This is a genomic window from uncultured Acetobacterium sp. (assembly GCF_927416815.1).
Taxonomy (GTDB): Bacteria; Bacillota; Clostridia; order Eubacteriales; family Eubacteriaceae; genus Acetobacterium.
Genome location: NZ_CAKMJU010000026.1, coordinates 24,872 through 49,826, shown reverse-complemented (window position 1 = coordinate 49,826; position 24,955 = coordinate 24,872). Strand labels below are relative to the sequence as shown.

24 protein-coding genes and 1 pseudogene are annotated in these 24,955 nt (G+C 44.4%); 16 read left to right on the top strand and 9 right to left on the bottom strand.

Annotated elements, in window-relative coordinates; genetic code table 11:
- Window positions 1–13: 13 nt before the first annotated feature.
- From QZ998_RS04370 to QZ998_RS04355, 4 genes are all read right to left on the bottom strand, one after another.
- Window positions 14–1,219 carry an acetate/propionate family kinase gene (locus QZ998_RS04370; protein WP_296558336.1) on the bottom strand — a complete coding sequence of 402 codons (1,206 nt, stop codon included), beginning with the start codon at window positions 1,217–1,219 and terminating at the stop codon, window positions 14–16.
- Window positions 1,220–1,435: 216 nt separating this feature from the next.
- A complete protein-coding gene (locus QZ998_RS04365) occupies window positions 1,436–2,809 on the bottom strand; it encodes an MATE family efflux transporter (protein WP_296558332.1) in 1,374 nt (457 codons plus the stop codon).
- Between the two features lie 166 nt (window positions 2,810–2,975).
- Window positions 2,976–3,425, bottom strand: a complete 450-nt coding sequence (locus QZ998_RS04360; RefSeq protein ID WP_296558330.1) for a MarR family winged helix-turn-helix transcriptional regulator — start codon at window positions 3,423–3,425, stop codon at window positions 2,976–2,978.
- Window positions 3,426–3,714: 289 nt separating this feature from the next.
- A complete protein-coding gene (locus tag QZ998_RS04355; RefSeq protein WP_296558329.1) occupies window positions 3,715–5,217 on the bottom strand; it encodes a carbon starvation CstA family protein in 1,503 nt (500 codons plus the stop codon).
- A 254-nt stretch (window positions 5,218–5,471) separates the two neighbouring features.
- On the opposite strand from QZ998_RS04355, the gene budA reads away from it, so the two are divergent.
- Together budA and QZ998_RS04345 are read left to right on the top strand one after the other, a co-directional pair.
- Window positions 5,472–6,266 carry an acetolactate decarboxylase gene (gene budA / locus QZ998_RS04350; protein WP_296558327.1) on the top strand — a complete coding sequence of 265 codons (795 nt, stop codon included), beginning with the start codon at window positions 5,472–5,474 and terminating at the stop codon, window positions 6,264–6,266.
- 47 nt (window positions 6,267–6,313) lie between these two features.
- Window positions 6,314–7,393 (top strand): 4Fe-4S binding protein, encoded by a 1,080-nt coding sequence (locus QZ998_RS04345; protein ID WP_296558325.1) that lies wholly within the window; start codon window positions 6,314–6,316, stop codon window positions 7,391–7,393.
- Window positions 7,394–7,591: 198 nt separating this feature from the next.
- Here the strand turns inward: QZ998_RS04345 and QZ998_RS04340 are convergent, their stop codons facing one another.
- Window positions 7,592–7,774 (bottom strand): hypothetical protein, encoded by a 183-nt coding sequence (locus QZ998_RS04340; RefSeq protein ID WP_296558323.1) that lies wholly within the window; start codon window positions 7,772–7,774, stop codon window positions 7,592–7,594.
- A gap of 192 nt (window positions 7,775–7,966) precedes the next feature.
- Between QZ998_RS04340 and QZ998_RS04335 the strand changes: the two genes are divergently transcribed.
- The gene (locus QZ998_RS04335) at window positions 7,967–8,575 is read left to right on the top strand and encodes a flavin reductase family protein (RefSeq protein ID WP_296558321.1); all 609 of its coding nucleotides are present in this window, start codon (window positions 7,967–7,969) and stop codon (window positions 8,573–8,575) included.
- A 40-nt stretch (window positions 8,576–8,615) separates the two neighbouring features.
- Here QZ998_RS04335 and QZ998_RS04330 read toward each other — a convergent pair.
- Window positions 8,616–9,647, bottom strand: a pseudogene (locus QZ998_RS04330) (branched-chain amino acid aminotransferase); the annotation flags it as partial.
- 95 nt (window positions 9,648–9,742) lie between these two features.
- Window positions 9,743–10,639 (bottom strand): DUF445 family protein, encoded by an 897-nt coding sequence (locus tag QZ998_RS04325; protein ID WP_296558320.1) that lies wholly within the window; start codon window positions 10,637–10,639, stop codon window positions 9,743–9,745.
- A gap of 195 nt (window positions 10,640–10,834) precedes the next feature.
- Between QZ998_RS04325 and QZ998_RS04320 the strand changes: the two genes are divergently transcribed.
- The 6 genes from QZ998_RS04320 (at window position 10,835) to QZ998_RS04295 (ending at window position 15,526) form a co-directional block, all read left to right on the top strand.
- Window positions 10,835–12,085, top strand: coding sequence for an MFS transporter (locus QZ998_RS04320; protein WP_296558319.1), 1,251 nt, complete (start codon window positions 10,835–10,837; stop codon window positions 12,083–12,085).
- Between the two features lie 109 nt (window positions 12,086–12,194).
- On the top strand, window positions 12,195–12,377 hold the full coding sequence (locus QZ998_RS04315) for a transcriptional regulator (RefSeq protein WP_296558317.1): 183 nt from the start codon (window positions 12,195–12,197) through the stop codon (window positions 12,375–12,377).
- A 386-nt stretch (window positions 12,378–12,763) separates the two neighbouring features.
- Window positions 12,764–13,468 (top strand): ABC transporter ATP-binding protein, encoded by a 705-nt coding sequence (locus QZ998_RS04310; protein ID WP_296558315.1) that lies wholly within the window; start codon window positions 12,764–12,766, stop codon window positions 13,466–13,468.
- A complete protein-coding gene (locus tag QZ998_RS04305; protein ID WP_296558313.1) occupies window positions 13,458–14,270 on the top strand; it encodes a protein kinase in 813 nt (270 codons plus the stop codon). Before QZ998_RS04310 ends, QZ998_RS04305 begins: the two co-directional genes overlap by 11 nt.
- On the top strand, window positions 14,263–14,694 hold the full coding sequence (locus tag QZ998_RS04300) for an EamA family transporter (RefSeq protein WP_296558311.1): 432 nt from the start codon (window positions 14,263–14,265) through the stop codon (window positions 14,692–14,694). The genes QZ998_RS04305 and QZ998_RS04300 overlap by 8 nt, the downstream gene beginning before the upstream one ends.
- Window positions 14,695–14,722: 28 nt before the next feature.
- Window positions 14,723–15,526: a class I SAM-dependent methyltransferase gene (locus QZ998_RS04295; protein WP_296558309.1), complete on the top strand. Its 804-nt coding sequence runs from the start codon at window positions 14,723–14,725 to the stop codon at window positions 15,524–15,526.
- An 86-nt stretch (window positions 15,527–15,612) separates the two neighbouring features.
- Here the strand turns inward: QZ998_RS04295 and QZ998_RS04290 are convergent, their stop codons facing one another.
- On the bottom strand, window positions 15,613–17,175 hold the full coding sequence (locus QZ998_RS04290; RefSeq protein WP_366512390.1) for a Na+/H+ antiporter NhaC family protein: 1,563 nt from the start codon (window positions 17,173–17,175) through the stop codon (window positions 15,613–15,615).
- A 228-nt stretch (window positions 17,176–17,403) separates the two neighbouring features.
- Between QZ998_RS04290 and QZ998_RS04285 the strand changes: the two genes are divergently transcribed.
- The 4 genes from QZ998_RS04285 (at window position 17,404) to QZ998_RS04270 (ending at window position 22,787) form a co-directional block, all read left to right on the top strand.
- Window positions 17,404–19,251 carry a TIGR03960 family B12-binding radical SAM protein gene (locus tag QZ998_RS04285; protein ID WP_296558307.1) on the top strand — a complete coding sequence of 616 codons (1,848 nt, stop codon included), beginning with the start codon at window positions 17,404–17,406 and terminating at the stop codon, window positions 19,249–19,251.
- The gene (locus QZ998_RS04280; protein WP_296558305.1) at window positions 19,244–19,927 is read left to right on the top strand and encodes a TIGR03936 family radical SAM-associated protein; all 684 of its coding nucleotides are present in this window, start codon (window positions 19,244–19,246) and stop codon (window positions 19,925–19,927) included. The genes QZ998_RS04285 and QZ998_RS04280 overlap by 8 nt, the downstream gene beginning before the upstream one ends.
- A gap of 745 nt (window positions 19,928–20,672) precedes the next feature.
- Window positions 20,673–21,164, top strand: a complete 492-nt coding sequence (locus QZ998_RS04275) for a nucleoside-diphosphate kinase (protein WP_296558303.1) — start codon at window positions 20,673–20,675, stop codon at window positions 21,162–21,164.
- Window positions 21,165–21,371: 207 nt separating this feature from the next.
- Window positions 21,372–22,787: a sodium:alanine symporter family protein gene (locus QZ998_RS04270; RefSeq protein WP_296558302.1), complete on the top strand. Its 1,416-nt coding sequence runs from the start codon at window positions 21,372–21,374 to the stop codon at window positions 22,785–22,787.
- 120 nt (window positions 22,788–22,907) lie between these two features.
- Here QZ998_RS04270 and srtB read toward each other — a convergent pair whose 3' ends face one another.
- Window positions 22,908–23,642: a class B sortase gene (gene srtB, locus QZ998_RS04265; protein ID WP_296558298.1), complete on the bottom strand. Its 735-nt coding sequence runs from the start codon at window positions 23,640–23,642 to the stop codon at window positions 22,908–22,910.
- 252 nt (window positions 23,643–23,894) lie between these two features.
- Here srtB and rplU point away from each other — a divergent pair, with 252 nt between their 5' ends.
- From rplU to rpmA, 3 genes are read left to right on the top strand one after another with little or no spacing between them, the layout of a single operon-like run.
- Window positions 23,895–24,212, top strand: a complete 318-nt coding sequence (gene rplU, locus QZ998_RS04260) for a 50S ribosomal protein L21 (protein ID WP_296558296.1) — start codon at window positions 23,895–23,897, stop codon at window positions 24,210–24,212.
- A gap of 6 nt (window positions 24,213–24,218) precedes the next feature.
- The gene (locus QZ998_RS04255; protein WP_296558294.1) at window positions 24,219–24,551 is read left to right on the top strand and encodes a ribosomal-processing cysteine protease Prp; all 333 of its coding nucleotides are present in this window, start codon (window positions 24,219–24,221) and stop codon (window positions 24,549–24,551) included.
- A gap of 12 nt (window positions 24,552–24,563) precedes the next feature.
- Window positions 24,564–24,851, top strand: a complete 288-nt coding sequence (rpmA, locus tag QZ998_RS04250) for a 50S ribosomal protein L27 (RefSeq protein ID WP_014356380.1) — start codon at window positions 24,564–24,566, stop codon at window positions 24,849–24,851.
- The last annotated feature ends 104 nt before the right edge of the window (window positions 24,852–24,955 follow it).

Below are 24,955 nucleotides of genomic sequence, written 5' to 3'. Positions count from 1 at the left end.
GCAGCCACTAGATTTATTGATCATGACCATCCAGGATGGCAAAGGTGTCGGCGGCAATAACCTTTTCTTCATTGGCACTGACGACCAGAATTTGAACTGCAGAATCGGCCGTGCTGATCATCCCTTGGCCAGACAGGTTGCGGTTTTTTTCAGGGTCTAAGACAAGGCCCATAAATTCAAGTCCGGTGCAGACGGCTTCGCGGATATACCAGGCATTTTCACCGACCCCGCCGGAAAAGAGCAACAAATCGAGACCGCCCATTTCAGCTGCATAGGCGCCAATATATTTACGAAAGCGGTGACAGACGGCGGCGATGGTATCGCTAGCGCGCGAATTGCCATCTAATGAGGCCTGATAAATTTCACGCATGTCATTGCCGATCCCTGATAAGCCCAGCCAGCCGCTCTTTTTATTGATCAGCGTATCAGCTTGGCTCAGGGAGAGCTGCTCTTTTTTCATTAAATAAAGCAAGGCAGCGGCATCGATGTCACCAGCGCGGGTCGACTGGATCAGGCCTTCCTGAGGGGTGAAGCCGGTACTGACGTCAATCGATTTGCCATAATAAACAGCATTAGCGGTGGTACCACTACCCAGCATCATATTGACAATCCGATAGGCTTGGTAATCCTGGGGCAGTAATTTTTCAGCCTCAGCTACCATGCTGCGAAAAGCGATGCCATGAAAGCCGTAGCGGCGGATTTTATGCTTTTCGGTAAGCTCCAGCGGCAGGGCATACAAATAGGCATGGCGGGGCAGGGTCATATGGAAGCCATTGTCAAAGGCCGCGATCTGAGGAATGCCCGGTAGCAGCTTTTGACAGGCATAAATGCCAGACAGATGATGGGGGTTGTGGAGCGGCGCCAGCTCCTTAATGCTTTCGATATAGTCAATGATGGCGGGCGTAATTTGAATCGACTCATTACACTGTTCACCGCCCTGAACGACTCGATGGCCAACGGCAGCGAGATCAGTCAGGGCAAAACCTAAGGACTTTTCGCGCGACTTTAAGGTAGCAAGAATCAGATCGATAGCGCTCTCGTGATCGGCTATCGGCAGTGTTTCCTGGACTTGGATGTGATCCTTGATTTTTAGTTTGAATTCGGCATCGGCGTAGCCGATCTTTGCGATTGAACCTTTGACCAGCACCTGATAGTCGGGCATCTGACAAACCTGAAATTTCACCGACGAACTTCCACAATTCAAGACAAGCATAATCATGGTTGACCCCCTTATTAATTTGATATAATGGTTATACCCGAATTAGCCGTGTTCATCCATTCATTATCGGTTTAAATCAGCACACTAGTAATAATGGCTGATCAAAAAACGAATTGAAAAAAAAGTATTTCATCTAAAAGCATTTCAACTAAAAGTATTTCATCTAAAAGCATTCAAAACAAAAAAGCATCCTATCGATTAGGATGCTTTTTTCGTTTAGGCCAGGCCGTCTTCGATGACTAGCGAAAGCGGTTCGGCTTTGCTGGCACGCAGTTTGCGGTAGGTGACGGTGTACATCGACACTGCCAGCACGATCGAGAAGACATCGGCCAGCGGCTGTGCCCAGATCACACCTTGAAGCTGAAATAGTGAGGAGCCGATAATCAGAATCGGGATAAATGCCAGACCCTGTCGGCAAACCGTAAGGATCAGTGAAGGAATGGCCTTGCCGAGCGATTGATAGACGGTCGTAACAATAAACTGAAGCCCCAGAAAGGGGCTGACCAGCATCTGGATTACCAGAATATAGGCTCCGATTTCAACCACTTCGGGATCATTGATAAAAAAGGAAATAATTTCGGTCGCGAAAATCATCGTCACTACCATCACCACAGCTCCCATGATCATCCCGATGACGGCAGCAAATTTGATCGCATCATTCATCCGTTGATAATTCTGCTGGGCGTAATTGTAGCCAATAAAGGGTTGTATCCCCATCGCCAGACCTAAAGCCAGCATCACCACGATCGAAAAAACCCGACCGGAAACGCCGAAAGCGGCAATCACGATATCGCCATATGAGGAAGCAAAATTATTCAGAATCATCATTGAGAAACTCATCAGAATATTATTGATCGAGGCTGGCAGACCGATGGCAAAGGTATTCTTGGCGATGGCGCTATCAAATTTTAAATCGCGGGGCGAAATCGATAAGACATCGGTTTTTTTAGTCATATAATAGATAAAATAAATGACGGCACAGGCATTTCCAATCACTGTTGCCCAGGCTGCCCCGACAACACCCATGTTAAGTGTTAAAATCATAATCGGATCGAGGATAATATTGACCACGGTTCCAATCATCATCCCGATCATCGATTCTTTGGCCGCGCCAACTGAACGGACGATCTGAGCCAGCGAATTCTGAAGGCAGATGGCAACAGCGCCATAGGCAATTACCGTCAGATAACCCTTAGCAAAACCAATCGTGTTATCACTCGCTCCTGCCATCCGCAGTACCGGTTCCATAAACAGCAGGAAGGCAGTCATACCAATTAGCCCCAGTGCAATAGAGCCATAAAAACTAAAGGCGGAGGTGTGTTTGATATCGCTGTTGCGGCGTTCGCCCAAAAGCCGGGAGATATAGGATCCGCCGCCGATCCCAAAAATATTGCCAAAGGCCATCAGCAGGAAAAATATCGGCATCGTCAGCGAGACTGCCGCCACCTGATTGGGGTCTCCGGTTTGGCCGACAAAAAAAGTGTCGGCCATGTTGTAGACGATCGTCACCAGCATGCTCAGCATCGTTGGAATGGCCAGGGTTAGCACCGCCTTGGGGACGGGGTACTTTTCAAATAAATCGTTTTTCATCATTGTTCCTTTCGTTAATCACAGTGATTGATGATTGCCAGGTAAGCCGAGGGTCAAACTAAATCTTTAATCTAAGTCTTCAAATAAAATAGTCAATCAAGATAACCATTGAGCCAGGCATCATCCAGTCTTATCAATTTTCCAGCCATTCTAAGAAGGCTTAGTCCTATTCAGTAGTCGGGGAGGGGTCGGTGAGGTTTTTTAGAATTTGGGAAAGGAGCGCTTCGAGCAGATCAAGATGGTCGTCTGAAATACCGCGAAGGGTAGCAGCTTCGAGTCGGGTGATCTCGGCGCAGACAATCGTTTCTAGCGCCAGTCCTTTTTCAGTCAGCTCCAGATAATTAATCCGCCGATCCAGAGCATCTGGCCGCCGTCGGATAAAACCCTTTTCGACTAAGCGTTTGACAATCCCGGTAACCGTTGGGCCTTTAAGTAAGAAGGCCGTTTCAATCATTTTTTGATTAATTTCCTGATCCTGATTGTGCAACAGATACATAATCACAGAAAACTGCGATGAGGTCAGATCCCATTGTTTCAACGAATGATTGAATTGCATTTCCATGATATTGTTTAATTGTTTCACCGTTTTTCCAAAATTAAAGCTTTGTTTATTCATCACGCCTCCTCAATACATAGCATGCTATCTATATTAACGAAAGAATTTTTAATTGTCAAGTCAACTTTTGCACGCATCGTTTTCATAAAATAAAATCCCGTAAATGAGATAAAAAAAGAGTCGCAGATATCAATACAGTACCTTGACAAGCCCCCGGGTTGACGTGATGTAATGGGTTCATCCAACGTTAAAAAATCAAATAATCCCAACAAAAAAATAAAAGGCCCATGATTATCGTCTACGATGATCATGGGCCTTTCGCGTTACGGGAGACTAGGTGGTATTGATTTTAAAGATCGTCAGGCAGTGATGAGGGTTGGAGCTGATCCACATCCGGTCGGCCGTGTTTTAAGATCAGCACCATATAGAGTATCGACGCCGCTGCACCAACCAGATAGGACAGGATATAAGAGTTGGGGTCAATGCCGACCAAAGGGCCGAGTCGCGGTTCCAGCCCCAGACCAATCGGGGCATGACAGATATAACTAATCACGATAAAGGTGTAAAACATCCCCGGGATTAGGGCAATCCAGACTGTTTTTTGCTTGCTCATCAAATAGACCGCTGCCATCGCCAACGCGAAAAGAGCCACAAATTGATTGGTAAAACCAAAATACTGCCACAGTAAATTAAAACCATTAGGCGAGGTTTTAGCAAACACCAAAATCACGATCGCCGGGACAAAGATGATCAGGGTGGTTAGCAAGCGTTTTTTGAGGTTGGTCTGATCAATGTTGAAGGTCTCGGCCATCATCAGCCGCAGCGAACGAAAAGCGGTATCGCCGGAAGTGATTGGTAAAACGATGACTCCAAGGATCGCAAAATAGGCACCGATTGGTCCCAGAAATTGCTGCGAGATCAGGCCGACCATGGCGGTCGCCCCGGTGCTTAAATCGACGCCCTGATCAAACAGAATCATCGCTCCGGCAGCCCAACACATCGCAATGAAGCCTTCCACGATCATCATATTGTAAAAGGTTCCGCGCCCCTCTTTCTCCGAGGCCATCGTCCGCGAAATCAGGGTCGCCTGGGTACCATGGAAACCGGAAAGGATCCCGCAAGCAACAGTGATAAAGAAGACAGGAACAAAGCTCTGGCCGAGGGGGTGCTGGGGTAAGGTTTCCCAGGATAAGTTTACCAGATTGATTCCACCATTTCTTAAAACGCCGACAAAAATTCCAACCGCTGAGATGATTAAAAAGGCACCAAAAATCGGATAAACGCGGCCGATTATCTTATCGATTGGAAAAAAAGCGGCGATTAAATAGTAGATGAAGATACCGCCATAAACAATCCAGACGGTTAAGCTCTGGGGGCTGGCATCCTGTTTTAGGATATCTTTGGTAATCAGATCGCCAGGCGTATAGATAAAAACGCCGCCGACTAGAAAAAGTAGCAACCATAACACCAGGGTATAAAAACGCTTGGTTTTGGTGCCCAGATACTGGCCAATCAGCCGCGGCATTTGGGCGCCACCGTTGCGAATCGAGATCATTCCAGTAAGATAATCATGCGCCGCCCCGGCCAGCACGCAGCCGATCGGGATGGTAATAAAGGCCAGCGGCCCAAACAGAATCCCCTGAATTGGACCGAGCACCGGACCGGTACCGGCAATATTTAGTAACTGAATTAACTGGTTTTTCCATTTTGGCATCACGACAAAATCGACGCCATCGGCCTGGCTGATGGCCGGGGTCGGCCGATCATCTGGGGCAAAGACCCGCTCGACCAGCTTGCCGTAAAAAAAGCCGCCCAGGATTAAAATAAGTAGTCCGATAATAAATGTAGTCATAATTCCTCCTTTGTGGCTGTCAGGGCTTTTGTAGGACGAAAGAAGCCATAGTCTCAACCGCTATCATTTTAGCATTGCTTAAAACCGCCGTCAATACCGATCAGTCGTTGCCAAATTAATTTATTTGCGTTTTTTTGGTGGACAGCAAGAAACATTTGATTATTTCGATTGCATCGATTGGAATTGCGGTGTAAAATCGGATTATTAATTTGAATTATTATTTTCGAATTATAAATACAGAAATGAGGAGCACTATGAAAACAAAAATTAAAGTAATCGTTTTATCGCTGCTAGCGGTCTTAAGCTTTGCCGGATGTGCGGCAACTACCAGCAGCAGCGATAGCGCCGCTGTAAAAGAAGAAACCCTCTTCCAGGTGTCGACCATTAATTCCCTGCTAGCCGGCAATTACGACGGCTTTGTCAGCTTTGGCGAATTAAAGCAACACGGGGATGTCGGCATCGGCACCTTTAACGCCCTCGACGGCGAGCTGGTGATGATTGACAAGACTGTCTACAAGGTTAAAGCCAGTGGTCAAGTGGTGGAAGTTCCCGATACTGAGACTACCCCCTTTGCCGCAGTTACCTATTTTGATGAGGAGTTCACCCAGTCGCTGGGAAAAATAGCCAGCCTCGAAGCCCTGCAAGAAGAACTCGACAAACACATAACCAATCCGGCTTCTTTTTATCTGTTTCGGATTGATGCCACCTTTAATACCATTAAAGCGCGGTCAGTAGCCAGCCAGCAAAAACCCTATCCGGTGCTTTCTGAAGTTGTCAAGAACCAGTCGATTTTTGACTATCAAGAGATTCCAGGCACCTTAGTGGGATTGTGGTGCCCGGAAGAGATTGGTGGTTTAAATGTCAAAGGCTATCATTTTCATTTTATTTCTGATGACCGCAGCAAGGGCGGGCACCTCCTGGATGTCAGCTTTGATAGCGCTGAGGCCTTTATCGATCAAACCAATGGTTTTTTCATGACCCTGTCGCCAACCACCCCCGAGAAAACCGTCGACGATGCCGAATCGGCCATCGATGCGGTTGAGAAATAGTTTTTGTGATCAAGAGAAAATAAATTTAACCGGAGGAAAGGAGCGCCATGACAGATCAACAAAATTCCCGAGAAGTAAAAGTACTAAAAACAATCTTAGCGGTTTATATCATTCTCTGTCTGATCATTGCCGGCCTAAATTTTGGTTATCTCAGTCGCGCTAGCCCTCAAGTGGCGGCATTTATCACCTGGTTATGGGGATTTTATGAAAACTGGGTCAAGACCATTTTTATTGTTGTGGGCAGCTTTTTAACGCTGCGAATTATCGGCTCATCAAAACGGACTGTGATGCGAAAGCGCAATCTGATCGGTTTTATCCTAGCGGCCTTGGTCGTCCATATTTTTGGGCCAATTCTATTAAACAATCAGGAGCTCTACTTTTTTGCGATGCCGCTACCCTGGACTACCATCCCGCTACAGCTGATCGACCCTAACACCGCCTTTTATCTTAAATATTTGCCGATCTTTGGCCTCACCGGGATCTCTTTGGCGCTGCTTTTTTATCTAATTGTCACCATCTTGGTCTTTGTCGGAACCTTGCTATTGGGACGACGCTGGCAATGCGCAACGCTGTGCTTGTTTAATGGTTTTGCCAGCGAGGTTTTTGATCCAGTTTTCCCCTTGCTGGGTCAAAAGAAAAAAGTTAAGCCCGGTGGTTTGAAAATCTTTGCGATCCTGCGCTGGCTTTTTCTGGCGATTGCCGTCGCTTTTACTGCCTATTGGTTCTTATCTTTGTTGGGAATGCCAATGAACATCAGTGATACGGTGGCAAAAATTGAAACCTATAAATATCTCTCGGCCGAGCTGCTAATGGCAATGTTTTTCTGGGTTGTCTTTATTGGACGGGGCTATTGTTTTTATTGTCCGCTGGGAACGCTTGTCGGCCTGCTGGGCAAGTTGGCTGGTCAGAAAATAAAAACCAATCAGACCAATTGCATCCAATGCGGAAGCTGCAATAGCGCCTGTCCGATGGCGATCGATATAAAATCGATTGCCGCCACCGGCAGTCCTGTATCCGAGCTGCGCTGCGTCGGTTGTGGTCACTGTGTCGATAGCTGTCCGACTGAGACCCTGGCCTATTCAACCGATTTTCTGGAGCGGTTAGAAAAGCCTGAAAACAGAAAATAAAAGGCCGTAAAAACGGATTAACAAAAGAGCAGCGCTGTAATGCGCTGCTCTTTTGTCGCTAACGGGCAGTTTTTGAAATGGCAATAATGCTTAGGGTAAGGGCGGCTGCGCCGAGCACAAGGGCAACCATACTGGATACAAAAGCGGCTACTTTCATCGAAATTACCTCCTTAATTTTTTATTTCCTTTTAAACATTGTTAATCTTCGTCATAATAACCGCTCATTGAATAATCTTCAAGCGCTTCCAATAAAAAGACAAGACTTCCGGTCATGCTTTCAGCGGTGGTCACTACAATTTCTTTTTCTTCTTCGGTCAGCTCCATGAATTCTTCTTCGAGATCACATAGGCGTTTAATTAGGAATAATAATTCTGTTTTCATAATTCTCCTGTCCATTGTCTGTTGTTATTATAATACTATCGATTTATCATAAGAATTGCAAGAAAAATTGTCTTTAAATGGTTTAATTGAATCTTTTATCTCTGCGTGATGCCATAAGCAAGTTTTTATTATTTTTAATATCATCGTAAAACTGTTATAATGGTTCAATCGCAAATAAAGGAGAAAAGCTAAATGAGTAAAACAAAGTGGCCAGGATCGGTGCTATTGGCGCCGGTTCCGCCGGTATTGGTAAGCTGTGGCGAGGCGGCCTCGGCTAATATTCTAACCGTTGGTTGGACTGGGGTTCTCAATACCAAACCGCCGATGACCTATATTTCGCTGCGACCGAGCCGTTTATCCTATCAAATTATCACCAAAAGCCGGGAGTTTACGATCAATCTTTCGACCGAAGCCTTGGTTAAGGCGGTTGATTTTTGTGGGGTACGGTCTGGCCGGGAGATCAATAAATTTGAGACCATGAAGCTCAAAACAACCCCCGGAGATACGGTGGCCTGTCCGATCTTGTCAGATAGCCCGCTCAGTTTAGAATGTCGGGTCAAAGAAATCATCGCGCTGGGTACCCATGATCTGTTTATCGCTGAGATTCTGGCGGTCCATGTGGAAGATACGCTAATTGACGCCAATGGCAAACTCCATCTCGATAAAGCCAAGCTACTGGCCTACGTTCACGGCGAGTATTTTGGGCTGGGAGAAAAGCTCGGCAGCTTTGGATATTCAGTCCGGAAAAAGAAAAAGCAGAAACCACCAGTTCACAAAAAGCAAAAAAACGATGGGAAATAAACCCATCGTCTGAAGTAGTCAAAACCTACCGTACCGACAATTATAGTTTCGTAATCCAGCCTTGTGGCGCTTCCAGATCGCCGAGTTGGATGGCGGTGAGGGTGTCATAGAGTTTTTTGGTTACTGGACCGACCTCGGTTTCGCTGTAAAAAACGTGGAGTCGGTTGTGATGAAAAATTCCGCCGATCGGGGTGATCACAGCGGCGGTGCCACAGGCGCCGGCTTCGGTGAACTGATCCAGCTCGTCAATGAAAACATCGTCTTCCGAGACGGCCATGCCTAAACGATGTTCGGCCAGATACAGCAGTGAATATTTGGTGATGCTGGGTAAGATCGAGGGCGAAGCGGGGGTGACAAAGCGGTTGTCTCTGGTTATCCCAAAGAAATTGGCCGCCCCAACCTCTTCGATCTTGGTATGGGTGGTAGGATCCAGATAAATGCAATCGGCAAAGCCTTTTTTGACGGCAATTTCGTGTGCCAGCATCGAAGCCGCATAGTTGCCGCCAACCTTTTGCTGGCCGGTTCCGTTAGCGGCCGCCCGATCATAGTCGGTTACCATGAAATTGACCGGTCGCATGCCGCCCTTAAAATAGGAGCCCACCGGCATACAAAAAACGGTGAACAGGTATTCGGTGGCTGGCTTAACGGCCATGCTATTATTTACCCCAATCATCATTGGTCGGAGATACAGTGAGCCGCCGCTTCCATAAGGCGGAATATAGGCTTGGTTGGCCTTGATGACATCGAGGCAGGCGCGAATAAAGGTCTGCTCCGGAATAGCGGGCATTAGCAGCCGCTGGCAGGATTCCTTAAAGCGGCGGGCATTTTGTTCAATCCTGAACAAATTAATCGCCCCATTTTTAGTTCGATAGGCCTTTAATCCTTCAAAACATTGTTGCCCGTAGTGTAAACAGGGCGCTGCTTCGCCCAGGTGCAGGACATTGTCTTCGGTTAATATACCATCATCCCAGCAGCCATCTCTCCAGAAAGACAGATAGCGATAATCGGTTTTAAGATAATCAAAACCCAGTTGATCCCAGTTAATTTCTACTTTTTTTGTCATTACTAGCTCCTTTTTTAATAGCTGTTTTAAAACCTGTTCAAATCAATCCGCGGGGTTATTCAGATCGATGATCACTTGCGAAATTATTCTAATTTAAAATGCGCTTAGACAAAGGACATAACCAGTCCCATGATGCAGCCCAATAAGCCGCCCAGCCAGACAATCGCGTTTAGTTCTTTGCGCATGATTGCCAGAATCAATTTTTCAAAAGTCAGGACATCGTAGCCGTTAATCTGATCTTCGACCAGTTTTGAAAGATTCAGGGCGTGAATTAAGTTGCCGATATTTTTATCAATCAGCTGATGATAGGTCGAGATAAGCCAGGTGACAAATTCAGGAATCCGATCTTGGTATTCCGTATAAAGATCGCAAAGCCGTTTGTCCAAGAGGTTGTTACTTTCTTTTTCAAAGATACCAGCCAGGATCCCTTGGCCTTTGTCAACCACCATCGCTTCAATGATTTCAGACATTTTAAGCTTGGCCGAATTGATCAGGTTTTCATTGATCAGCATGGCAAACATCGAACCCTGAAGATTATTGACAATTTCGGTTACCGCAATTTCTGATAATAGCGGACCCAATTCCATTTTTACCATCCGCTGATAAGAAAAATCGACCATTTTATTGGTAACATCCGTGATCATTAGCTGACCGCGTTCATCGCCAGAAAATGAGTAAAACAGCTCCCGCAGGGTTTCCTCGCTGGTGCTTTTTTTAGTGATCAGATCATTGACGGCAAGGGCAATCTTATCGTCCATTTCGCGAGACAGCAGACCATTCTTAATCACGTCCTGATGCAAGAGATTGTTGGCTACCACATCTCCTAATGATTTGGCGATTCGTTCTTTTTCTTTGGGGATTAAGCCCGGGGTAAAGGGTAGGGTCAAGCCAAAAACCCGGATCGCTTTTAATGGGCGAAAGAGCATCCGAATAGCGATGCCGTTGGTGATCAGGCCGATAATGCCGCCGAGTATCGGGCCGATAAAAAATGTATAATCCATAGTTTCCTCCTGTTGTAACCGCCTGTAACTGCTATTTTAGTAGCTTCGGGTCTATTTTAATCTTTTTATAACACGCTGTCCAGTAGAATGATAAACAACAGTAAGATGTTAAACGATTACTGGTATTTGTGATTGTATTTACTTTAGCTAGCTGATACAATAAAACAAGAAAATTTTTGGAAGCAGAGGGAAATGATGAAAAATGAGAATTTAAAACGATGGATCTACCTATGTGTTGGAACCATTATGCTGTTGTTCCTGGGGTTATTGTATGCCTGGTCAATTTTTCGGGCACCACTGAACAAGGTCTTTGAGACATGGACAGTTACGGACTTATCACTTAATTTTACAATTTCAATTATCTTTTTTTGCATTGGCGGTTTTGTCAGCGGACAATTAACCCGCTTTATTAAAAACCAATACATTGTTTTAATGGCCGCAGCAATGCTGTTTGTTGGTTTTTTCGGGGTCTCGAAAATTGATCCGAGTCAACCGGGACAGAGTTTAATACTGCTGTATCTGTTTTATGGAGTGCTCTGTGGAACCGCCGTCGGGATGGGCTACAATTCGATCATCAGTGCCGTCGTGCCGTGGTTTTCAGAAAAAGCCGGTTTAGCATCGGGGATTTTGCTGATGGGTTTTGGTCTGGGTGGCTTAATCCTCGGAACCATGATCAACTCTTTGATTGGTGTTTTTGGAGTCTTAGAAACATTTTTTTATCTGGCAATTATGGGAGCGGTAGTGATGGCGCTGGGATCGTTCTTTATTAAAAAACCAGAGATGGCTCCGAAAAAAGCTGTCACTGCGGATGGGCAAGCCAGTCAGAAGAAAGACTATAGCGCAAGAGAAATGTTAAAAACCGGGGTATTCTGGACCTATTTCTGCTGGGGAATCATGATTACTGCATCGGGCTTACTGATCATCGGCAGTGCCGCAACGATTGCGGTGGCCTTTGGAGCACCGGCACAATTAGGGCTGCTGGTTTCTGTCTTTAATGGCGGTGGCCGGGTTGCAATTGGAACCTTATTTGATAAGGTTGGCCGAGCTAAGACGATGGCAACTAATACGATTCTGCTGCTGTTGGCAGGCGTGGCATTGTTTTTAGGAGCGTCCACTAATAATGTTATTTTAATCTTTGTCGGGCTCTTATCGGTGGGAGTCACCTATGGTGGGGTGCCAGCCTTATCCTCGGTGGTTATCAATTCCAGCTTTGGTTCAAAAAACTACCCACTAAATTTTAGTTTATCGAATTTTTTACTGGTACCGGCGGCAATCATCGGACCAATGATCTCAAGCTATTTACTGCAAAGCTCTGGCGGCAGTTACACCTCTACCTTTATCGTAATCATCGTTTTTGCAGCCATTGCTTTAGTGCTAAATTACTTATTGGGGCTGCAAAGTAAAAAAATGAATCAAGCTGCCGTTATTGCAATTGTCGAAAACTAATGCGTTTGAATTTTATGAATTTGAATAAATTCATTGGCATAAATTAAAACCCGAATTAAGACTATTTTGCTATAATTCTTAAAATTAGTGAATGAATCGGGAGGTTATTATGGAACTGAAGGATAAAATTTTAGCCTATATGGAACAGCATGGACAACCAATGACGGCCGGTGAAGTTGAAAAAGCTTTAAAGGTTGATCGAAAAGAAATCGACAAAGCCTTTAAACAGCTAAAAAAAGAAGAAGCCATTGTCTCCCCGGTACGATGCAAATGGGAACCAGCCAAAAAATAATTCAGAAAGAAAAGGTGACACTAAACTACCGTACCGACCAATTATTAATCTGTTGTTTGCTGCGCTATGCGAAATCCGCTACGCTCCTTTCGCATGAGTCGCGAGCAGTCGCCAACTACAAGCAAGCTTGTGATTGGCTCGTTGCTTTCGCGAAGAATCGGACAGGTTTAACAACCTGTTCGCCCCAATGCAAATAACATGATGTAATAATTGTCGGTACTGGGTTACCTTTTTTAACAGTCAGAAGAAAGGGAAACCTTTCTTTTTTTTCGAGCTGATCTGGCTTTTCGGTGATTTATTCGATATACTGATAGTAGCAAAATAATAGTAGCAAATAACTGCATCGGCAGCGACGCCGATAGGATGATAAAAGAAGGACTAAAAAGATGAAACATTTTATCGAATTTAAAGACGTGCATAAGCGCTATCATATGGGCGAGGTGACCATCAACGCGGCCAATGGGATCAATTTTTTTATTGATGAAGGCGAATTTGCGGTGGTTGTTGGCCCCAGTGGGGCTGGAAAAACGACGGTTCTCAATATTCTTGGTGGCATGGATAACTGCGATGAGGGTCAGGTCATTGTTGGTGACAAAGATGTGGCGGCCTTAAGCCGCCGGGAGCTGGCGGAATACCGGCGTTATGACACCGGCTTTGTTTTTCAGTTTTATAATCTGATCCAAAATTTGACCGCGGTTGAGAATGTTGAATTGGCGACCCAGATCTGTCATGATCCGATGGATGCTGAAAGCGTCTTAAAAAGTGTCGGCCTAGAAGAACGGTTGGGAAATTTTCCTTCGCAGCTTTCTGGCGGCGAGCAGCAGCGGGTGGCGATTGCCAGAGCCCTGGCCAAACGGCCAAAACTGCTGCTTTGTGACGAACCGACCGGCGCCCTGGACTATAATACCGGAAAAAATATTTTAAAACTGCTCCAGGAAACCAGCCGCAAAGAAAAGATGACGGTTATTCTGATCACCCATAACCAGGCCATTACCCCGATGGCTGACAAGGTCATTATCATGAAAAATGGTCAGGTACAAAAGTCTTATCTCAATGAGAAACCCTTATCGGTTGATGAGATTGAGTGGTAGCCGTCTAGGCACCCTCCGGGGAGCCCTAGCCCTTAATCATTTTGTGCTAATAAAAGCACTGGGTCAGGGACGTTTTGGCAGCTGCTATCTGCTTAGGCGAGATGAAAGCGACTATGTCTTAAAAATATTTAATGCCAATGACGTCAAGCGCCGCAAAGAAAAACTGGCACGGGAAGGCCGGTTTCTAAAAACAATCGACCATCCGGCAATTCCGAAATTGATTGAGGTGATTGATCGGGATGGTTTTTATGGACTGGTGATGGAAAAAATGCCCGGTCATTCGCTGGCAGATTTGTTGGAATGGGATCACGCCTTTAATAAAGCTGAGATAACAACCATCCTGGCGCAAATAATTGTCGTGATGGATTACTTGTCGGGGCTTAACATCAGTCACCGCGATATCAAGACCGACAATCTTTTATGGACTGGCCAGCAGCTGTCGCTAATTGATTTTGGTTCGGCCAGCGCTAAGTCACGGCTTAACAGCCGCTTTAATCCCGACTTCTGGGGTCTTGGCGATGTTTTTTTGCGACTGGCTTCAAGTTGTGACGACCTGATCAGCCAAGCAAATGGTTTATCGATCGCCCTGCTCGATTTAAAAAAAGACCAGCGAGGTGTCATCCAACGGCTGCTTTATATTGAAAAACCCTATTGCGATATCCGGGCTTTAACTGAAGATTTTAAGCAGGCCTGGCTAAAAAAGAGTGACGAAACGAGCGATTGTCCGCAAACAAAAGCCGACCATCTGGCGATTGGCCAAACCGTAATAATCGAAAGGGGAGGGCTTAACTGCTGTGAATGAAGCAACCTACTATCTACCGATAATTCTAATTGTCACGGCCAATGTGTTTTATAATATCTGTACCAAGTCGACCCCGGAAACCGCCAATCCATTTTTGTCACTGCTGGTTACCTATCTGGTGGCGGCACTATTGACACTGATCCTGATGGTCAGCAATGGTTTGGAAGAAGGAATTGTCCAATCATTTAAACGGCTTAATTGGACAAGCTACGCCCTGGGGATCTCGGTTGTGGCTCTGGAGTTTGGTTATATTACGGCCTACCGGGCCGGCTGGGATATCAGCCTGGGTTCACTGGTGGCCAATATTTCATTGGCAATTTTGCTGATACCGATTGGGATGCTGTTTTACAAAGAGGTACTGACCGCCAATCATCTGGTCGGAATTGCGCTTTGTCTGGCGGGATTGTTTTTTATTAATCGATAATTTAAGAAATAAAGGAGAATAATCGCGGATGCATTTAAATACCGAATATTTTGAAGAACTCTGGTTAAGTGATGACCAGAAAAAAGAACCAACCGTTGAATTTTGGGACTTCCGGGCGGAGGACTACAACCTGTCGTCGTCAACTGATGATGCCCAGTTAAAGCGAACCGAAAAGGTTCAGAGCTTACTCGACAAAGGGATCATCAGTGCCGAATCAAGGGTTCTGGATATCGGCTGTGGGTCGGGACAATTTGCGGTTGAATTGGCCAAAAAAACCAAAAAAGTGGTTGGTCTGGATTTTTCCGAAAAGATGCTATCTTATGCCAGCCAAAATGCCGCGGCCGCAGGACTAAAAAACACCGTCTTTATTCACACCGATTGGGACAGCTTTTTATCCGCGGAACCCTTTGATCTGGTCATTGCCAGTATGTCTCCGGCCATTCATAAGCCAGACCATCTCTATAAGATGATCGATTGCTCCAGAGGCTACTGTTATTTGTCATCTTTTGTGGAACGCCACAGCAGTCTAAAAGAAGAACTCTACCGCCTGACCGACCAGAGCTATGTGCGTCAGTTTAATAAGCTAAACTATATTTTCAACCTTTTATGGACTAAGGCCATGTTCCCGGAACTGACTTACGAAACTGGCATTCATAAACGGGTCTTTCCCTTAGCCAAAGCAAAGGAGATTTACGCCCGGGAACTGTCCGTATTGGAGAATCCAGACCAGTCCAGCCGGATCGTTCAATACCTTGAAGAAATTGCCGAAAATGAAGTCATTATCGAATCATTAAAGCAGCGAAAAGGTGAACTAATCTGGAGCTGTCGTTAGTTTAAAAAAGTGCCCAATATTTCAGTAGAAAGAAATATTGGGCACTTGAATTGTAGTGGTTATTTTTTCGTTATTTCTCACAAAATTTAGAGATTATTGACTAGCTCGTTGTGGTCAAGTTTCTTTTTTGAAATACGATGCAAAACGACTAAGGAGACAATTAAGAGTCCGATCGCCGATAGCCAGGTAAATAAAAGATTTCCGTAAGTAAAGCCAGCAACAAGATAGCCGACAAAACTACAGCCGGCAACTACAATCGCATAAAGCATTTGCGTTGAAACATGCTGGATATGGTCGCAACCAGCCCCAGTTGAGGACAGGATGGTGGTATCTGATATCGGTGAACAATGATCGCCAAAAACGGAACCGGCCAGGGTCGCCGACAAGGTCACAACCATCAGTTCCGGGGCAGCATACTGAGAAATCATCACGACGATTGGAATAAAAATCCCAAAGGTTCCCCAGGCGGTACCGATCGAAAATGATAAGAGTGCCGAAACAAGAAAAATAATCGCTGGTATTAAGCCCACCGGGATACTGCTTGATTGCACCAATTCGCCGATAAATAGGCCTGTTCCGAGCAGATCCTGACATAGTGCGCCGATCGTCCAGGCGAGCGTCAGGATGATGTAAGCCGGTACCATCGTTTTGATGCCTTCGCCAATGCCGCTCATAAATTCTTTAAAGCCGATCAGTTTGCGGGGCACAAAAAGAAAAAAGGTAACGACCAATGCCCAGAAACCACCCATCACCAGTGCAGCCGAGGCGTCGCAATTGCCAAAGGCCTCAGCCAGGGACAAGCCTTGGCCAGACCAGTAACCGCCGTTGTGAAGCATGGCAAGGACTGAGAACACAATCAGTGCGCCAATCGGAATAATTAAGTCCCAAATGGTGCCATTGCCATCGTTAAGAATATGATCATCGAGGGCAGTGTCGACCGCGCCAAGATTGCCAGTCGCTTGGGCGTGTTTTTCAATTTTTGCCATCGGCCCAAATTCCAGGTTGGTTACCGAAAGAATAATGACCATTAAGATACATAGGATGGCGTAAAGGTTATAGGGTATCGTGGACACAAAAGCGCCCAGTTCATTTTGAAAAGCGCCGGTTTCATAAAGCGTCGATCCGACTGCGGCAGCCCAACTCGAAATCGGCGCGATGATGCAAATTGGTGCTGCGGTTGAATCAATAATATAAGCCAGCTTTGCCCGCGAAACATTATATTTATCGGTAACTGGTTTCATCACCGTGCCAACAGTCAGGCAATTAAAATAATCATCAACAAAGATGATTGCCCCGAGTGCTGAGGTTGCCAGCTGCGCGCTACGTCTGGATTTTAGCTTGGTACATGCCCAATTACCATAGGCTCTTGAGCCTCCGGCAATGGTTACCACATAAACCAGGGCACCCAACAGGGCGAGAAATAAAATAATATTAAATTTGCTGGGAACCCCAACTGTGTCGGCCATCAAGCCAAAGGCAACAGTCCCCATTTCGATGATGCCGCCTCCGCTGGCCAATACATATATCAACGATCCGGATAAAATGCCGATTAATAAGGCAGAAATAACTTCCTTGGTTATCAGCGCTAAAATAATTGCAATCATCGGAGGAACAATCGATAAGACCCCTACATCTACTGTTTCAATCAATTTAGTCTCCTTTCAAAAGATTAGATTTTCAAAACAGAGTGTAGTTTATCATATTTAATAACCTTTATCAAATGAACTTTTTCGCTTAGTAGCCGGTTTTGTTGTGAGCAAGTGAATATTTATTCTGGGGCGGGACTATACAAGCTTATCAGAATCATGTAAGATAAGGTGTGTTAAAATCAGCAACTAAAAAAAAAACAATAAAAAATTATAAATATGAGGAAATGAATGAATAATTTTATCGAAAAAAATATTTTACCGCTGGTCACCAAACCAATCACCTATCTTGGCAATGAGGTCAATGCGGTGCATAAGATCCCGAATCCGGAAATGATTCGTTATGCCTTTGCCTTCCCTGATACCTATGAGGTGGGCATGTCTCATTTGGGCATGAAAATTCTTTATGGATTACTAAACGAACAAGCAGATATCTGGTGTGAGCGGGTCTTTGCTCCCTGGGTGGATATGGAAGAGCAATTGCGGCACCATGATCTGGCTCTCTATGGGCTGGAATCAATGATGCCCTTACATGAATATGATTTTGTCGGATTTACGCTCCAATATGAAATGAGTTTTAGCAATATTTTAAACATGCTGGCATTGGGAAAGATTAGCCTGCGTAGCGCTAGCCGAAAAGAAGATGAGCCCTTTGTTATGGCTGGCGGCCCCTGCGCTTATAATCCTGAACCGCTGGCCGACTTTATTGATCTCTTTGTCATCGGCGAAGCCGAAGAGGTGATCCTTAAAATCATGACCGCCCACCGAGCGTGGAAAAAAACTGGTGGCAACCGTCACGATTTTCTTAAAATGGCAGCACAGATTGAAGGGGTGTATGTCCCCGCTTTTTATACGGTCAGCTATGATGAAAACACCGGGGTGATTACCGGATTTACGGCGATCGTTGATGAAGCACCAGCGACCATCCGCAAGCAATTTATCGAGGATCTCGATCAGGCTTATTTCCCCGATAAAATTGTCGTGTCCTACACTGAAACGGTTCATGATCGGATCAGCTACGAAATTTTTAGAGGCTGCGGACGGGGCTGTCGGTTTTGCCAGGCCGGGATGATTTATCGTCCGACCCGCGAAAAAACCTTAACCACCATCCAGTCAAAAATTAAAGCCCTGATTAAAGCGACCGGTTACGACGAGGTTTCGCTGTCATCCCTGAGCACCGGTGATTACAGTGAAATTGAAGCCCTGATCAAAAACCTGGTTTGTGACGATGAAACCGGAAAAGTCAGCATTTCACTGCCATCGCTGCGGATTGATTCGCTAAGCATTGAGATGTTAGAAGAAATTCAAAAAGTCCGCAAAGCCGGACTGACGCTGGCGCCGGAAGCCGGAACCCAGCGGATGCGTGATGTCATCAATAAGGGTGTGACCGAAGAAAATCTGATCGATACCGTAAAAACCGCCTTTGAAAAGGGCTGGGGCCATGTCAAACTGTATTTCATGATTGGTCTGCCGGGAGAAAACTTAGAAGATATCGAGGGGATTGCCGATCTTGGTCAAAAGGTCGTTGACGAGTATTATAAAATTGATCGGGAGTCCCGTAATAAAAGTCTGAAGGTTGTTTTAAGTGCGTCTTCTTTTGTGCCAAAACCGTTCACCCCCTTCCAGTGGATGGGACAAAACAGCCCCGAAGAATTTAAGAACAAACAGCGTCATTTAAAAGCCAGCATCAAAGAGCGTAAGATTTCTTATAGCTGGCATGATAGCGGGGTCAGCTATCTGGAAGCTGTTTTTGCCCGGGGTGACCGCCGTTTGGGCTTGGTACTTGAAAAAGCCCATCAAATCGGCTGCCGCTTTGATGGCTGGGGCGAATATTTTGATCTGCAAAAATGGAGCGAAGCTTTTGAAAGCGCCGGGATCGATCCGGATTTCTATGCCTTACGAAACCGTGACTTTGACGAAATCCTGCCCTGGGATTTTATTGATACTGGCGTCACCAAAGAATTTTTAAAAGCCGAGGCACAAAAAGCCGAGGCGGCTTTAACGACACCCTTCTGCCCCGAAAACTGCTCAAATTGCGGCATGCTAGATTTTAAGAAAGGCTGGAAATGCAATGGTTAAAATACAATATCAGTTTAAGCGCACGACAGCCCTGCGGTTTTTATCGCATTTGGATCAGCAGCGTTTGTTTCAGCGGGCTTTTCGGCGGGCTGACATCCCGGTTGAATGCTCCCAGGGCTTTAATCCCCATCCGCGGATGTCATTTGCCCTGGCCATGTCTGTCGGTTTGACTAGCGACTCGGAGTATGGCGAGGTGATTGTTTCAGAGGACATCGAAGTGGCAGCGTTTATTGATCGGATGAATCAGGTGTTGCCTGGTGGTCTGGAAATCACAAGCGCAAAAATCTGTGGCGAAAAGGCGATCTCCCTGTCAGCATCACTTTGTAAAAGTGTCTATCGGATTCGGATCACAGTTGTGGCTGGAACAGATTTAAAAGCATTAGCCCAAATCATCGACATGTATCTGGAACAGCCGCAGGTTTTGATGCTGAAAAGAAATAAAAAAGGTAAGTTTGTCGAGAAAGATATTCGACCCTTTATCGAATCGATTTCAGTGTTTGCTGACCCGGAAAAAGACAAGTGCAATATCAAGATGACATTGCACTATATTGAGCAACAATGTGTCAAACCGGAACAGGTTTTAGATAGTCTTAATAACCAAAATAGCCAGCTCTTTCTGATTGATCCGACGATTGAAATTCATCGCCAAGAACTGCTGATTAAAGCCGATGCTTAAGGTTTACAAAAGAAATAAAAACGTTTACAAAAAAAGTCTTTACATTTCAAAAAAACGTGCTATAATTTAGCTAAATCAAAGATCAAGAGAATCCTTTTCGAGATTGACTGATACGGTCATAAAAAAGTGAATAAACCTTAACTAACGATAGAATTAAAGAAAGACGGTGGTCTGTAAGAGATTAAAATTTTTCATGGTGCCGAGAACAAGTATTTTATTTTATCGATTGTTAGCTCCTGATATGCCTTAAAATCAAGATTTAATTGCCTAAGTGGCTATTTTGATCGATTGCATATTCGCTCTTGGTGTGATTGATTGGAGATCGGTATTTACATTATGGAAGTTAAGCATCATGTTTTCAGTGATGTGGCCATACATAGAAATAATAGATCAACGATAGATAATCCGCAGGACAGGAGATTACAATCACCACAGAAAAAAAGGAAAACGATCAAAGGAAAAGGATCAAACGAAAAAAAATTAGATAAACAATCCCAAATAATTTAGTTTCAGTTTCCAGGTTAAGTGTTTATAACTTAGAAAAGCGAGCGAAGATTTTTGAAATGTAGTTGAAAGGGGTGAGTCCAAAAGGAATGACATCTGAAATTGAAAGCTAAAGCCGGTTCTGCATCGCGATGCGGGATCGGCTTCAGTATTTTTTGGATTTAATTACTTCGGTTAGCTTATCAAGTTCAAACAAATGAAAAAATTAGAAAGCACAAAATAGAGAAAGCGAGGAGCGGTGATGAAATCATACGCCTTAATTATTTTAAAGCCGGACGCACTGGCAGAACAATTAGTGGAGCCGATTATAAAACGGTTCATTGAGCACGACTATCAGATAGAGATGATCGGTTTTAAGTGCCCCGATGAAGGGTTGATCTTAACCCATTATGGCCACGTGGTTGAGAAATTAGGGGATCCTTTCAAGAAAATGGCAATTGCGGCTTTTGTTGGCAAGCCGATGATTCCGATTATTCTTAGTCAGAAGGGGGCCGATGCGATTGCCAATTCGCGGGAATTAACCGGTGCAACTGATCCAGCCAAAGCTTTAAAGGGTACGATCCGTGGTGATTTGGGGACAGATTCAATGGAAAAAGCTGACCGCGATGGCCGCTGTTGCTTTAATCTGATTCATTGTAGTGATTCAAATGAAGCCATATTAACCGAAATGAAGCTTTGGTTTGATCCTGAAACCGATGCCGTTTTTGCGCCTTTAATTTACCCGGCTGAATAATTACTAACGTAGGTCGCAGTTTAAGCAAGACTGAAGCTGTTAGCGTGATCTAAAAATTTTCAAAAAAATGACAATATTTACCTCTTCGTCAGCAGTTGCAAGCGCTGACAGTAAATACTTGTCATTAACACGTTTAGCTTAATTTAGCCTTGTGAAGTGAGAAAAATAATGATAAAATGATCCCACTATATTTTTAAGGGGGTTAAGATGAATTTTTCGGAAATTATTGCAGCTGTCAACAATTTTGTTTGGGGGCCTGTAATGCTGGCATTACTCATGGGAACCGGTATCTTTTTAACAATTCGGTTAAAATTTTTACCATGGCGAAACCTGGGTTATGCCTTGAAGTCGGTTTTTGCCAAGCAGGATCCATCAAAAAAAGAATCGAGTGGTGATATTTCACCCTTCCAGTCTTTGATGACAGCTTTGGCGGCAACCATTGGAACAGGTAACATTGTTGGTGTGGCAACAGCCATGGTTTTGGGTGGACCCGGCGCCTTGGTCTGGATGTGGATCAGCGCATTATTTGGTCTTTCGACTAAATATGGCGAAAGTGTCCTGGCGGTTAAGTACCGTGAAACAAATAGTGAAGGCGAAATGGCCGGCGGACCGATGTACGCGATGAAAAATGGCTTCAAGAACAAGACTATCGGATCGATTCTGGCGGTACTATTCTCGGCCTTTGCGGTAGTTGCATCTTTTGGAATCGGTAACATGACCCAGGCAAACTCCATTTCTGGTGCTGTGCTAGGAACCTTTGGCATCCCAACCTGGATTACCGGGGCGGTGATTACGATCTTGGCAATTGTTGTATTGTTAGGCGGAATTAAAAGTATTGGACGAGTTTGTGGTATTTTTGTACCATTTATGGCAGTATTTTATTTTGTTGCTGGGATAATCGTTATTATTATTAATTTTGCAAATTTACCAGCAGGACTCGCACAGATCTTTACGATGGCCTTTTCGCCAACAGCGATGGCTGGTGGTGTCGGTGGTACTATCATTGCTAGCATGCTCACCGCGATGCGTTGGGGAGTTGCCCGCGGGGTATTCTCAAACGAAGCCGGTTTAGGTTCGGCACCAATTGCTGCTGCCGCTGCTAAAACCGATCACCCATCACGGCAAGGTTATATCAATATGACTGGGACATTCTTTGACACCTTGGTCGTTTGTTCGATCACTGGACTGGTCATTGCATCTTCAGGGGTTTTAGGGACCATGACTGAAGCCGGCAAATTGCTCAGTGGGGCAGACTTAACGATTGCTGCATTTGAATCAGCACTGGGACCCATTGGTGGATACATTGTTACCATTGGTATTATGTTGTTTGCTTTCTCAACAATTCTAGGTTGGGAATATTATGGCGAAAAATCACTGGAGTATTTAATAAAAGCACCTATTGCTATAAAAGCATATCGGTTATTTTATAGTTTAGTTGCGTTTGTTGGTGCAACCACAGCATTACAAATCGTCTGGGACTTCTCCGATACGATGAATGGCTTGATGGCTATTCCGAATCTTATTTCACTGCTGGTGTTAAGTGGTGTTATCGCTAAAGAGTGTTTTGATTATGAAGATACGATAATCAAGCCCGAGCGCGCACTAAGAAAAGCCGGAAAATAAGCGGTCATTGATTATCAGTTGATGATAGTGAATGAGTTGATTATGAACTAGATGATTATAAATTAAAGTGTCCGCTACTAAAACATCACAACCGATGTTTTAGGGTAGCGGACACTTTTTTTATTTCACCTTACGCGCATGAACGGCAAAGCGGGCATCGTCAAAGGTGTAGATACAGGTAGAAAGCGTTAATACCTCATCGTCGGGATTAATGACGACTCCGGTGTCGTAGAGCGATCGCGCCTTCAGACGATTCATGTAGTGGGTAAACTCGCTATCATTAATAAATTCAGGCTGCCGATAATTGTAGTTGGCTTCGGTGACATAAACCGAGAAGATCTCCCAATCACCGGGATTACCAGGTTGATCAAACTGAATGATCGGATGGAGCGCAAAATAGGCCTGATCCTGATAATTCCACAAACTGCCAAATATCGATTCATCAGACATATAATGACCATAGAGGACGTGATTCCGGGTTGTTGTTGTGTTACTCAGGTAGTCCCGGAAAACGGCACCCTCAAACGATTCTTCCTTTAAAAAATTGTGGGACAGGTAGTAACTATTGTTATCCGTTTGAACGACCGGATACTCTAAGGGTGTTCCGGCGATTGAAACCCAGCCGACGGTGTCGGGATTAATCGCCAGTAAGGCATTAAAATCAATCCGATCGGCAATCTCATCGGCAATTTCATCGGCAACCACAATGGGACTTTCTTTGGCAACGGCAATAATGTTATCCTTTTGGACGGATTGATTGATCTTTGGATAATAATTATAAATGATGAAGCCCACGGCCAGGGCAATTAATAAGACGACGGCTACAATTTTAATTTTAGGCATACTTTTTTGCAATTTGATTTTCCTCCTTGGTTCTTGATAAAGTTCTACAAACTTAATTATACCCAATATTCCTGAAGAACCGCCAAATAAATAAAATATTTCGTTCTTTTTATCAATTTAACCAAGCTAGACGGTATTCTGATTATTTTAATTGACTTTATCCCTTGCCCATGTTATTATTTATAAAGTTATGTAGCCGCACACACAAGGTTTTAAGTCGAAAGCACCTGATGTGGCGAGTCTGGTATGAGGAGGTGTAGAATCATGTATGCAATTATTAAAACAGGTGGTAAACAATACCGCGTTCAAGAAAATGATGTTATTCAAATTGAAAAAATCAATTTCACAGAAGAGAATGTCAAAGAAATTACTTTTACTGAAGTTTTAGCAGTCAACAAAGATGGCGAAATGATCATTGGTAGACCAGTGGTAGAAAATGCTGTTGTTAAAGCTGAAATTTTAGAAGTTGCAAAAGGACCTAAGGTTATTATTTTCAAGTATAAATCTAAAAAAGATTATCGAAAAAAACAAGGTCATCGACAACCATTCATGAAAGTTAAAATTACTGGCATCCAAGCCTAGTCGGTTATGATTTCAGTTAAGATTCAAGGTAAGAATAATAAAGCAAATGAAATAAGAGTATCTGGCCATGCCGGTTTTGCGGATCATGGGGAAGATATCGTTTGTGCGGCTGTATCGGTTTTAACGATCAGCATCTTAAACGGACTCACCGAAATTGTTGGTCGAAAAGATCTTGGCGAAGTGGTAGAAGAAGGCTATGTCCACTTTACCATTCCCGAAATCACAGATGAACCAATGAGTTTAAAAACAGATACACTGATTTCGACCTATCTCCTGGGAATCCGGGGGATCAAGGAAGCTTATGGAGACTATATCCAGTTTGAAGAAGTATATAAATAGGAGGTGAACAACATGTTAAAAATGAACCTTCAACTATTCGCCCATAAAAAAGGGGTCGGTAGTTCAAGAAATGGTCGTGACAGTGAAGCCAAACGTCTTGGAGTAAAAAGAGGAGACGGTCAATTCGTACTAGCAGGAAATATTCTTGTTCGTCAAAGAGGAACAAAAATTCACCCAGGTACCAACGTTGGAAAAGGCGGAGATGATACATTATTTGCTTTAGAAGATGGTATCGTACGTTTTGAAAGAAAAGGCAGAGACAAAAAACAAGTAAGTATTTATCCTCGGGAAGCCATCTAGTTTTCCAGTGACAAAAATAATACATCCATAAAACCTCTTATGCTCGTTTTTACAAGATAAGAGGTTTTATTTTTTGTTGTTTGGGTAGATACCAAAAAAAAGCG